This window comes from Riemerella columbina DSM 16469, from assembly GCF_000374405.1.
In the GTDB taxonomy this organism is placed as follows: Bacteria; Bacteroidota; Bacteroidia; order Flavobacteriales; family Weeksellaceae; genus Riemerella; species Riemerella columbina.
In genome coordinates this window covers 39,732-52,103 of the sequence record NZ_KB894219.1, presented here as the reverse complement: position 1 = coordinate 52,103, position 12,372 = coordinate 39,732, and the positions used below count along the sequence as shown (strand labels likewise).

Sequence of the window (12,372 nt, the reverse complement as noted above, 5' to 3'; positions counted from 1 at the left end):
ATTTTGTAAAATAGAATAATTTGATTTACTTTGTAGGTCTTAAATTTTAACCCATAAAAAACTATTGCTTTATTATTATAATATACTTAAAGTAATGATTAACAATAGTTTAATATAAACAATATAAACAATAAGGATGAAAAAACTAAAGTTATTTTCATTAAGTCTATTAGGCTCTACCCTACTTTTAGTAAGTTGCGGTGGTAATAATACCAAAAAAGGTGGCGGCACTAAGCGCTTTATAAGTCAAACAGGATGGAAACCCAACGATGCCAAAGGTTGGTTTTTTTCTGGCAAAAAAGAAAAGCCTAAAGCATCGCCAGGTATGGTGTATGTAGAAGGTGGAACCTTTACCATGGGCTTAGTAAAAGATGATGTAATGCACGATTGGAACAACACACCAAGAAGAATGCAAGTCAGTTCATTTTTTATTGGTGAAGCGGAAACTACAAATTATGACTACCGCTCTTATGTCACTTGGCTAAAGTATGTATTTCCACCGTCTGACCCGCAATTCAAGGATATTTATACAGGCGCATTACCCGATACTTTGGTGTGGAACAATAAACTATCTAGAAACGACTATGCCGAAACCTATTTTAGAAACCCAAGTTTCGACTATTATCCAGTGGTTGGGGTGTCTTGGTTACAAGCAACCAAATATTGTGAATGGCTAACTGATAGAGCGAATGAAAAAGCATTGATGGACCAAGGGGTAATTTCTAAAGACCTCTATGTAAACGATAGTAACAACCAAGGTCAGGCTTCTTTTACTTTAGATAAATATAAAAGTAACGACCCTGAAATGCAAGCCTATATCAATGAACAACGATTAAAAAAGCAAACGGGTATCAAAAATCCTAATGCTAGAGTCGTTGCGGTAAACAGAAATGCCACTTCTGGCGTAGTGACTAAATTTAGATTGCCTACTGAGGTAGAATGGGAATTTGCTGCTCTAGGACTTCAAAAAAATAGAGAGTATAATCTTTATGAAGGAAAAACTCCAGAAATCGATAGATTAAGAGGTAGAAAAGGTAGAAATAGAGGGATGTTCCTAGAAAACTTTAAATACGGTAGAGGGGACTACTCTGGAACGGCGGGTTGGAATAATGATGGTTCTGCCACTACTTCGGATGTAAGACAATATCCTTCTAATGATTTAGGAATTTATGGAATGTATGGCAATGTGGCAGAATGGACAGCCGATGTATATCGACCAATTATAGATGAAGAAGCCAGCGACTTTAACTACTATCGTGGCAATGTAACCAAGGAAGTAGTAAAAAATGCAGATGGTACTTATACTAAAGTTAATGGTTCTAATATCGCATTTGATACTTTAGCAGATGGCAGAAGAATATACAGAGGTATGCCTGGACAATTCAAAAGAGAAGTGGTGGGCGATGATAAAAACTTCCGCGATGGTGATTTTATGTCTTCGCTAGATGCAGGTTATGGTAGAGAGTTGGACAGTGCAGCAGCTAAAGATTTTAATATGTATAACTCGGCTAAAAAGAGGTTTTATGTAGATGCTAAAGGACGCGTGATTCTTGAAAAAGATAAAAAAATGCGTACCACCAATGTATCCAACGAATCTCGTGTCGTAAAAGGTGGCTCTTGGAAAGATACCGCTTACTGGCTAGACCCAGGACAAAGAAGATACCGAGACGAAAGCCGTGCCTACGGTTGGATTGGCTTTAGAGTAGCACAAGATGCTAAAGATGTAGCCAACAAAAGAAGCAAAAGATAATTTTTATCAAAATAAAACAATAAAATCCTTTCCGAATTGGGAAGGATTTTTATATTTTTGACTTATGAATGTTACTCAATTTTACCCTATATATCAACAATGCAAAAGCGTTGTTATAGACAACCGAAACCTAAAGAAAGATGATATTTTCTTTGCCTTCTCTGGTGAAAATTTTGATGCTGCTACACGCGCCAATCAAGCGATAGAAGATGGGGCATTAGCCGTCATCGTAGAAAATCCAACCTACGAAAATCCAGAGAAAAATATCTATTATGTACCCTCTACCCTAGAGTTTTTGCAAGCATTAGCTAAATACCATCGTCAGCAGTTGGATATTCCTATTATTGGATTGACCGGCAGTAACGGCAAAACTACTACTAAAGAATTAATAGCAACAGTATTGTCTAAGAAATTTTCTGTTCAGTTTACCAAAGGGAATCTTAACAATCATATCGGTGTGCCGCTTACCCTACTATCCATACGACCAGAACACGAAATAGCAGTGGTAGAAATGGGTGCTAATCATCAAAAAGAAATAGAATTACTTTGTAGTATTACCCAGCCTACTTTGGGGTATATTACCAATTTTGGAAAAGCCCATCTCGAAGGGTTTGGTGGATTTGAAGGGGTCATCAAGGGAAAATCAGAATTGTATGATTATCTAAAGTCGGAACATAAAACCATTATCGTCAATGAAAATGATGCCATACAAGTAGAAAAAACTAAAGATTACCCAAAAACTATTACTTTTGGTTCGCCCACCTCAGAGTTTAATTTTGAGTTGTTTTACCAGCATAATCAGGTGGGTATTAAATATCATAATCAAACTGCCTTAACCCAGTTGACAGGTGCTTATAACTTTACCAATATTTCGGTGGCTGTGGCTTTAGGACTTTATTTTAATATTGATTTTGAGCAAATTAAAGAAGCGATTGAAACTTATGAGCCTACCAATATGCGTTCTCAAATCATGCAAAAACATGGTAAAACTTTAGTCCTAGATACTTACAATGCTAATCCTAGCAGTATGGCATTATCTTTAGAAAATTTTTCAAAATTTGATGGCACTAAAACCATTATTATTGGCGATATGCTAGAGTTAGGGGAGTTTTCAAAACAAGAACACGAGCAAATTTTAAACTTAGCCAACAATTTAGCCTTTGAACAAATAATTACGGTCGGTCCATGTTTTAAGCAAGTTAATCAATCAAGCTTAGCCTTTGAAAACACTCAAGATTTATCCATTTATTTACAGCAACATCCGATTAACACTAAAAATATCTTATTAAAAGGTTCTAGAGGCATTGGGCTGGAAAAAGTGATAGATAATATTAAATAAGGCGATTGAAAAGCCTTTATACAGTTGCGATAAAGGCAAAATATCCTTAACTTTACGCCAAATTAAACATTATGATAGACTGGAAAACAGCAAAAGAATACGAAGATATCACTTATAAAAAATGTAATGGTGTTGCCAGAATTGCCTTTAATAGACCTGAGGTAAGAAACGCCTTTCGCCCTAAAACCACTTCTGAACTTTACGATGCTTTTTACGATGCTTACGAAGATGCTTCCATAGGTGTGGTATTGTTATCAGGTGAAGGTCCAAGCCCTAAAGATGGCGGTTGGGCATTTTGCAGCGGTGGCGACCAAAAAGCCAGAGGACATCAAGGTTATGTAGGTGAAGATGGCAGACATCGATTAAATATTTTAGAAGTTCAACGCTTAATTCGCTTTATGCCGAAGGTGGTGATTGCCGTAGTACCAGGTTGGGCAGTAGGTGGTGGACACTCGTTACATGTAACTTGTGATTTGACTTTAGCGAGTGAGGAACACGCTATTTTTAAACAAACCGATGCCGATGTAACCAGTTTTGATGGTGGCTATGGCTCTGCTTATTTAGCTAAAATGGTGGGGCAAAAAAGAGCCAGAGAAATTTTCTTTTTGGGTAGAAACTATTCTGCTCAAGAAGCCTACGAAATGGGAATGGTAAACAAAGTGGTACCTCATGCAGAGTTAGAAGATACCGCCTACGAATGGGCGCAGGAAATTCTTGCCAAATCGCCGACTTCTATCCGTATGCTGAAATTTGCAATGAACCTAACCGACGATGGTATGGTTGGTCAGCAAGTATTTGCAGGGGAAGCCACAAGACTTGCCTATATGACAGATGAAGCCAAAGAAGGACGCAATGCGTTTTTGGAAAAGAGAAAACCAGACTTTGGAAAAGACCAATGGATTTCATAATGGATATCAAGGTCTAAATTCTCATCTCTAAAGTCTAACATTTCCAAATCTAAATCAATGAAAACTTGGATTCAAGCCGCAAGGCTAAGAACACTACCGCTATCCCTAAGTGGTATCATTATGGGGTCGTTTATCGCAAGATGGCAACTAAAACAACAAGGCGAACCTTGGGATATTAGTATTTTTATTTTGGCTCTAGTGGTGACTTTGCTGTACCAAATATTATCTAATTTTGCTAACGACTATGGCGATGGTGTAAAAGGCACAGACCAACAAAGAATTAGTGAAGCCGAAAGCCGTGCAGTGGCATCTGGTAAAGTAACGGCTCAGCAAATGAAAACGGCAATTATCGTGACTGCCGTATTATCACTCATAGCGACAGTTGCTCTACTCTATTTGGCATTCTTTCCCAATTATATTAAGAAATTTTGGATATTTATTGGTATAGGTGTCGCTTGTATTTTAGCGGCAATAGGCTATACTGTGGGCAAAAAGCCTTATGGTTATTTAGGCTTAGGCGATATCATGGTGTTTATTTTCTTTGGACTTATTTCGGTGGGGGGTAGCTATTTTTTATTTACAAAATCTTGGGATTGGAGTATTTTGTTGCCCGCCTCAGCAGTTGGTATGATGAGTACTGCCGTCCTTAACCTTAATAATATGCGAGATATTGAAAGCGACCGAATGACTGGTAAAAAAACTTTAGCACTAAGGCTAGGTTTTAAATATGCCATGATTTACCAAATGGTATTACTGCAATTGCCATTGATTTTAATTTTAATATTTTTAGGTGTTAAAGATTTCTTTCACTCAGGGAATTATTATGCCTTTATCGTAATGGTTTTATTATTCCCAATGATGGCTCTACGCAGAAAAATTATGCAAGTGCAAGAACCAAAATTATTAGACCCTTTTTTAAAACAAGTAGGTATTTTAACTTTAGTTATGGCAATTTTATTAGCCTTTGGACTTAATTATTTTGACTATTAATAAAGGCATTAACCACATTAAACTATATTTATGACGATACAATTTCTAGGACAAAACTGTTTTTTGTTCACTTATAAAGGTAAGACCATTATTTCTGATCCTTTTTACAACTTCCAGAAAGATCAATCTGGGTTTGATATTTCAGCACAAACTATTGACTATATCTTGATTACCCATGCTCACGAAGACCATACCGCGGATGTAAAAGAAGTGTTAAAACATCACCCAAATGCTACGGTTATTGCCCAGCCAGAGATCTGTGGCTACTATGGGCATGAAAATAATATTGATATTAACTTTGGAGGTTCTACCGATATTAAAGGTTTAAAAATTTCTATGGTGCCTGCACTCCATACCAGCTCTTTTCCAGATGGTGCGTACGGTGGTGAGCCAGCAGGCTATATTTTTAATTTTGATGATAAAACTATTTATTTTGCAGGGGATACTGGGGTGATGCACGATATGTCTTTGTTCCCTAAAATTTATGGTAAAATTGATTTAAGCATTCTCCCCATTGGTTCACACTATACTATGTGCCCAGATAAAGCGAGTTTTGCTGCCGCAGAATTATTAGAATGTCCAAAGGTTATCGGTTGTCACTTTGATACTTTCCCTCCTATCAGTATAGACCACGATAAAGCCCAACAAGCTTTTAATAATAGAAATATAGAATTAATATTGCTAAAATTAGGCGAAAGTTTTGAGGTTTAAATCAAATAGATTCTTAAATAAAAACCTCCGTTAAAATTCAATTAACGGAGGTTTTTGTTATAAATAGTAATCTAATTAATTGGCTTAATAGAAATAGCATACCCTCCACTTCTTGCCATATTGACTGGCAGTTTAGTTTTACTTGTTACTACTTTTTTATAAATATGATACGCCTGTGGGTTATCTATATAATCAGCGTCTTTAGCATCTTCATAAATCGTGGCTTCATATTTTTTACCTTTATCTAAAAATGATAAATCTACGGTATAAGAACGCTTATTTTCATCGGTAATACCACCTACATACCATTCGTCTTTGCCTTTGGCTTTTCTCGCCGTATGGATATAGTCACCTGGCTCAGCTGATAAAATTTTAGTATCGTCCCAATCTGCAGGAACATCTTTTATAAACTGAAATGCGTCCATGTGTTTTTTATAATTTTCTGGTAAATCTGCTGCCATTTGTAGCGGAGAATACATCACCACATAAAGTGCTAATTGCTTTGCTAAAGTAGTTTTAACAAAGCGTGTATCATTAGGGAAATAATAATCCATTTTCGTCTGGAAAATTCCTGGCGTATAGTCCATAGGACCACCCATAAATCTGGTAAATGGCAGTATTGTCTGGTGTTCTGGGGTATTACCGCCAAACACTTCATATTCTGTTCCTCTTGCTGCTTCTGCTGCTATCCAGTTTGGATAAGTTCTACTTAAACCAGATGGACGAACAGATTCATGAGAATTTACCATTACCTTATATTTAGCTGCTTTTTCTGCAATTCTATTATAATGATTAATCATCCATTGGCTGTAATGATGCTCGCCCCTTGGAATAATATTACCTACATACCCCGTTTTTACGGAAGGATAGTCATATTGATTCATCAACTGATAGGCTTTATCTGCCCAAAGTTCGTAGTTTGCTGCCGACCCCGAAGTTTCGTGGTGCATCATTAACTTAATACCTTTTTTGTGAGCATAGTCGTTGAGTATTTTAATATCAAAATCTGGATAAGGCGTTATAAAGTCAAATACAAATTCTTTAGATTTTCCAAACCAATCTTCCCAACCTACATTCCAGCCTTCAATTAATAACCCATTGAAACCATTTTCTGCGGCAAAATCTATGTATTCTTTAACCTTCTCATTATTAGCAGCGTGTTTTCCTGTTGGCTTTAGTTTAGAAAAATCTGTTTCACCAATTTTTACATTATCTGCATCTGAATATGCCCAAGAAGATTTTCCAATAATCATTTCCCACCATACTCCCATGTATTTTGTAGGTTTAATCCAAGAGGTATCTTTATATTTTGTAGGTTCATTAAGGCTAAATAGCATTTTAGAATCTAAAACCTCTTCTGCTCTTGGGGATACAATAATTGTTCTCCATGGCGATACCGCCGATGTCTGGATATACCCTTTAGCTCCTTGTGCATCTGGAGTTAGGTGAATGGTAAATTTATAGTCTTTAGCATCTACATCTAGATTGGAGGCTGGATAATCTATTACAGCAGCTTCTGCTACATTAATATAGAGAGGAGATTTACCTTCACGCTTTAGCATTACTGGAGATTGTACCGCGTTTTTAATTGGCGTTTGAGATACATTCTGCTCTACCGATTGTTCCCATTTAGCAGGAATTTCTGAAACTTTAGTTGTTTGGTATAGATATTCTTCTGTATCATAATCTCCTGCAATCCACCATGCTTTCATATCTGTAGGAAAATCAAACTCAGTTAATTCCTCTTTAATGATAAAATAATTTAAGTTTTTTTGTTGCGGAAATTCATATCTAAAGCCTAGCCCATCGTTAAACAAACGGAATTTTACTACGATATTTCTGTTTTGTTCTTTATTATTTAAAGTAACTGCTAGTTCATTATAGTGGTTATTGTAAAATTTCTTTTCACCTAAAACAGGCTGCCAGTTTTCATTTTTAGAAGCTCTGGTCTCCCCTACTTTTACAAACCCTGAACTTAAATCCACACTCGGCTGATTAGTAATATCTTTAAGGTTATAAGTGGTTTCTTTATAAATCTGAAGTCCTAATTTTGAGTTTTCTAAAACTGGTTGTCCTTTATAGCTTAAATTATAATAAGGCACTCCATTTTCTAGAGAAAAATTCATTTCAAAATTACCATCTGGAGATTTTAAAGTTTGTGCAGACAAGTAACCTATTGATAATGTGAACAATGCCGCTGCTATATTTTTTTTAGTTATCATAAAATTAATATTTTTATGGGTTAAAAATAATAAAAGTGTTGCTAAAAAACAACACTTTTGTTTTATAATTTTAGCAATTTTGTTTAATAACCTTGGTTTTGCTTAAGGTTTGGATTTGCTATTAAGTCTTTAGACGGTATTGGATAAAGAGTTCTAAATCCGTCCACTGCTTTTCCTTCCTTCACACCTCCTTTCCATGCCCATAAGTAAGCTGCACTGGTAAATTTTCCGAATCTGATGAGATCTGTTCTACGAGAAGCTTCCCATGCTAGCTCTCTGGCTCTTTCATCTAAAATAAAATCTAAGGTTAGTTGTGAGAGGTTAATATTCCCCGATGTATTTCCATAAGCTCTCTCTCTCAATTGGTTAACATAAGAAAGGGCTTCTGCTGTACTGCCATTGGCACCTCTTAGCACTGCTTCGGCGTACATCAAATACGCATCTGCCAATCTAAACATTGGGAAGTCCGTATCTACAAAGTTTCCAGAAGAATCTTTACCTGCCACACCTGCCTTTGTTACATTTTTAAATTTAATTAATGGATAGCCATCTGCAAAATCTCCAATATTATTGATTTCATCATTTTGTCCATTGGTAAAGAATCTTCCTCTGATGTCTTTTGAGCCATTAGCGTCTGGGAATTTTTGAACTAGGTTTTTAGTAGTTCTAAGTCCCCACCATCCACCATTTACACCATATTTAGAGGGATCCATTTTACCGCCTATACCTGCATGGATAATGTAAGTAGTACCGCCCCAAGTTCTAGACTGGGCACCATCATAATTGATCGAGAAAATTACTTCATTATTATTAATATCATTATCGGCTAAAAATAACTCTTCATATTTAGGTTTTAGGGAAAAACCAGAATTGATGACTTTTTTTGCATAATCTGCAGCTTCATTATAATGGGCTTGTCCAGTATATACCTCTGCATTTAGATATAATTTGGATAATAACATCCACACTGCAGCTTGGTCTGCTCTACCATACTCATTGGTACGCGGTGCTTTTAGCTTAGATTCTAAATCTTTTAATTCTTTTTCTACATAGCTAAATAGATCCTTTCTTTCAATTCTTGGCGGTGGCGTTACTCCTACTGGTGAGTTTTCATCTACGAATGGAACATTACCAAATAAATCTATGGCGTGGTAATAGCTTAATGCTCTTAAAAATCTTGCTTCATTGCGGAATAGTCTGGCTTCTTCTGCTTGAGTACCAGAAATCCCACGAGAAGATAATTTTTCATCTGATGTTTCACGAATAAACTCATTTGTTAGAGTTACTTGATACATAATTCTATAGTACATTGCTGTAGTAAACTGGTTATCTGCCCCCCAGTTCATATTATGCAAATCTGGCAAGTTGGCATCTCCCCAACCGATTACTGCTTCATCTGTTGGCAATTCTTGAAGTTGGAAATACTGTCTTAAATAGTTTGACATTCCTCCGTCAATACCTCCTACATCTGCCCTATCATCACCGCCACCTTGTCCTGACAAAGATAGCCCTGCATAACATTTGGCTAATACTCCTTTGTAATTATTAAAATCTTGATAAATAGTTTCAGAGGTAACATCACTGCTATTAAATTCATTAAGATCTCTTTCGCAGGATATAAAGCTAAAATTAATAGCTAAGGCTGCTATGGCGATTTTTATATATTTTGAATTCATTTTTTATTTTTTTATGGATTAGAATTGTACATTAAAGCCTAGAGAGTACACGCGTGGTCTTTGATAGAAATTATTATCAATACCATTGAAAACTTCCGGGTCTATACCACTATATTTAGTAATTACAAATACATTGTTTACTGTAGCATTAAGTCTTAATCTAGATTTACCTATAAAGCTTGGGAAATTGTATCCTAGGCTAATGTTATCCATTCTAAGAAAAGATGCATCTTCTACATAATAATTTGAAAGATATTGATTTTCTTTAAATTTAGTATTTAAGTAATCTGTTGTAAGATTTGTAATATATCCTCCGTTACCTGAAATTCTAGCAGATGCTCCAAACTGGGAGTTCATATTATTATAAACATAGTTTCCTATACTAGCTCTAAGTGTAAAGCCAAAATCCCAATTTTTGTAATTCATAGTAGATGAAAAGCCAAACAGAGCCTTTGGCATTGGTGAGTGGTATTGATATAAATCTTGTTCATTTATTACACCATCATTATTTCGGTCTACATATTCTCCTTCAATAGGCTTGCCATTAGCATCATACTTTTGTTCTAATACATAAAAAGAGTTTGGGGTATATCCTACAGATTGTACTTGTACATTAGTCCCTGTAACCCCTCTGATGCCACCTGTTAATACAATTTGGTTAGGATTTTCTGTAACTGATAGTGAGGTAATTTTAGCCTCTTGCCAAGTAGCATTCGCTGTAAAATCCCATGTAAAATTCTCATTTTTAATCGCTTTTACAGTTGCAGCTATCTCCACTCCTTTAGATTCCATATCCCCTACATTGGTCATAAGTAAATTGGTAAAATTAGATCCTGCAGGAACAGGTACTACGCTTAACAAATCAGATGTTTTTCTACTATATGCATCTATTGCAAACAATAGTCTATCTTTAAACAATCCAAAATCTAAACCAATATTAGAGGTTTCTGTAGTTTCCCAACGAATATTTTTGTCATAACCATTAGGACGAATCAGTGTATAAAAGGAGTTCCCTAACTGGTATCTAGCACCTCCATCTGAATAGCCGTATACCGCTAAATAAGGGTAGTTACTAGTTCCTAAATCTTGCTGACCTGTGATCCCCCAACCGCCTCTTAATTTTAAAGTAGAAACTGTTGGACTACCTTTTAGGAAGCTCTCTTGATCTATTCTCCACGCCAAAGATACAGAAGGGAAATAGCCCCATCTATTTTCTTCACTAAACCTTGAAGAACCATCTCTACGCAAAGAAGCGGTTAATAAATATCTATTTTTAAAGGTATAATTTAGACGCCCATAGTAAGAAATCAATAGATTCTGTGTGAAGAAATCTACACCGCTAGAAGGGTTAGAAACACCCAAACCATTAATCGTTGGGGCAAATGGCGCACTTTCATTCCATTTTTGGTAAGAATACCCTGCCATTACATCTAAATCTGAATCTAAAGAAGGTAACTTTTTGCTATAGTTAAGATAAAATTCTAATAATCTATTTTTCTTTTCTTGGGTGTAGTGTCTTGTAGTTCCATTTTCATTAAAGACAGATGCTAAGCTTGGATCTTTCGTTTCACTACCATTAGAGTCTGCATAATCTAAACCTAAATTAAGATTAGCTCTTAGGGCAGGTAAAAAATGGAATTTATAATCAAACTGAACATTTCCCAATACTCTTCTCACATAGGATACATCATTTCTTTGGTACAACATAGACACTGGGTTTTTAGTTGCCAAGTTGCTTGGTTTTCCTGTTGCAGGGTCTACCCATTCCCAATATCCACCAAACTGTGGAACATTAGTGTCATAAATAGATTGCGTTGGATCAAAAGCTACCGCTTCTCCAATAGCTCCAGCATCTGCAAAACGGTTTTCTACATAAGTTCCTTTTACATTAAGGTTAATCTTTAAATGATTATTAAAAAAACTAGGATTGAGATTTAACCCTGCTGTACTTCTTTCAATAGAGTTAGTTTTTAAAATACCATCTTGATTTAAATAGCCCAATGATAATCTAAAAGGCACTTTACCTAGACCACCTGAAAAAGTCAAATTATTATCAAAACCTGTGGCTAATTGATAAATAGCCTCTTGCCAATTAGTATTACTTTTGCCTAAAAGGTGGGCTACAGCTGGCTGAACTTCATTGACAACATCGTGAAACTGCTTAGCATTCAATACATTTACCGTTCCAAATTTTTCAGAAACTGAAGTCGTCGCATTGTAACCTACTTTTAATCTTCCTCTGGTTCCTTTTCTAGTCGTAATGATGATGACCCCGTTTGTTGCTCTGTTACCATAAATAGCCGCAGCAGATGCATCTTTCAATACATTAAACGACTCAATATCGTTAGGGTTGATTAAGGCTAACGGATTAGCCGCTCCATTGATACCACCATTATCCAAAGGCATTCCATCGATTACAATTAATGGGTCGTTAGACGCATTAAGCGAAGCTGCTCCACGAATTCTAATGGTAGAACCGCTACCTGGCGCACCACCATTGGTCGTGATTTGAACCCCTGCCGCTTTACCTTGTATCAATTGCTCTGGTGAAGATACCGCACCACCATTAAAATCTTTAGCAGAAATGGCAGTTACCGATCCTGTAAGATCTGATTTCTTTTTGCTCCCGTAACCAATTAACACCACTTCTTCAATATTTTTGACTTTTGTGGAATCTTTAGTTTGAGCCTGTAACATTGCACCTGCCAAGAGAAAAGCAGGAGCAACTTTTAAAAATGTATAACTTTTCACAAAATTATGTTTTTAGTTAATATTA

At 36.0% G+C, this 12,372-nt stretch carries 8 protein-coding genes; 5 read left to right on the top strand and 3 right to left on the bottom strand.

Annotated features, from left to right (window positions below):
* The first annotated feature begins 136 nt into the window (after window positions 1-136).
* From gldJ to C237_RS0102410, 5 genes are all read left to right on the top strand, one after another.
* Window positions 137-1,750 carry a gliding motility lipoprotein GldJ gene (gldJ, locus tag C237_RS0102430; RefSeq protein ID WP_018674898.1) on the top strand — a complete coding sequence of 538 codons (1,614 nt, stop codon included), beginning with the start codon at window positions 137-139 and terminating at the stop codon, window positions 1,748-1,750.
* 64 nt (window positions 1,751-1,814) lie between these two features.
* Window positions 1,815-3,089: a UDP-N-acetylmuramoyl-tripeptide--D-alanyl-D-alanine ligase gene (locus tag C237_RS0102425; protein ID WP_018674897.1), complete on the top strand. Its 1,275-nt coding sequence runs from the start codon at window positions 1,815-1,817 to the stop codon at window positions 3,087-3,089.
* A 71-nt stretch (window positions 3,090-3,160) separates the two neighbouring features.
* Window positions 3,161-3,997 (top strand): 1,4-dihydroxy-2-naphthoyl-CoA synthase, encoded by an 837-nt coding sequence (locus C237_RS0102420; protein ID WP_018674896.1) that lies wholly within the window; start codon window positions 3,161-3,163, stop codon window positions 3,995-3,997.
* A 57-nt stretch (window positions 3,998-4,054) separates the two neighbouring features.
* The gene (menA, locus tag C237_RS0102415) at window positions 4,055-4,987 is read left to right on the top strand and encodes a 1,4-dihydroxy-2-naphthoate octaprenyltransferase (protein WP_018674895.1); all 933 of its coding nucleotides are present in this window, start codon (window positions 4,055-4,057) and stop codon (window positions 4,985-4,987) included.
* Between the two features lie 30 nt (window positions 4,988-5,017).
* Window positions 5,018-5,698, top strand: coding sequence for a metal-dependent hydrolase (locus C237_RS0102410; protein ID WP_018674894.1), 681 nt, complete (start codon window positions 5,018-5,020; stop codon window positions 5,696-5,698).
* Between the two features lie 71 nt (window positions 5,699-5,769).
* On the opposite strand, the gene C237_RS0102405 is transcribed toward C237_RS0102410, so the two are convergent.
* The 3 genes from C237_RS0102405 to C237_RS0102395 all read right to left on the bottom strand — a co-directional run bounded on the left by C237_RS0102405 (window position 5,770) and on the right by C237_RS0102395 (window position 12,347).
* Window positions 5,770-7,917 carry a glycoside hydrolase family 97 protein gene (locus C237_RS0102405; protein WP_026315444.1) on the bottom strand — a complete coding sequence of 716 codons (2,148 nt, stop codon included), beginning with the start codon at window positions 7,915-7,917 and terminating at the stop codon, window positions 5,770-5,772.
* Between the two features lie 86 nt (window positions 7,918-8,003).
* Window positions 8,004-9,596, bottom strand: a complete 1,593-nt coding sequence (locus tag C237_RS0102400) for a RagB/SusD family nutrient uptake outer membrane protein (RefSeq protein WP_018674892.1) — start codon at window positions 9,594-9,596, stop codon at window positions 8,004-8,006.
* Window positions 9,597-9,614: 18 nt separating this feature from the next.
* Window positions 9,615-12,347, bottom strand: a complete 2,733-nt coding sequence (locus C237_RS0102395; protein ID WP_018674891.1) for a SusC/RagA family TonB-linked outer membrane protein — start codon at window positions 12,345-12,347, stop codon at window positions 9,615-9,617.
* Window positions 12,348-12,372 lie beyond the last annotated feature (25 nt).

Excerpts from the sequence above, each read along its gene's own strand:
- C237_RS0102400 (WP_018674892.1), bottom strand. The coding sequence starts at position 9,596 with ATGAATTCAAAATATATAAAAATCGCCATAGCAGCCTTAGCTATTAAT.
- C237_RS0102420 (WP_018674896.1), top strand. The coding sequence starts at position 3,161 with ATGATAGACTGGAAAACAGCAAAAGAATACGAAGATATCACTTATAAA.
- gldJ (WP_018674898.1), top strand. The coding sequence starts at position 137 with ATGAAAAAACTAAAGTTATTTTCATTAAGTCTATTAGGCTCTACCCTA.
- C237_RS0102425 (WP_018674897.1), top strand. The coding sequence starts at position 1,815 with ATGAATGTTACTCAATTTTACCCTATATATCAACAATGCAAAAGCGTT.
- menA (WP_018674895.1), top strand. The coding sequence starts at position 4,055 with ATGAAAACTTGGATTCAAGCCGCAAGGCTAAGAACACTACCGCTATCC.
- C237_RS0102410 (WP_018674894.1), top strand. The coding sequence starts at position 5,018 with ATGACGATACAATTTCTAGGACAAAACTGTTTTTTGTTCACTTATAAA.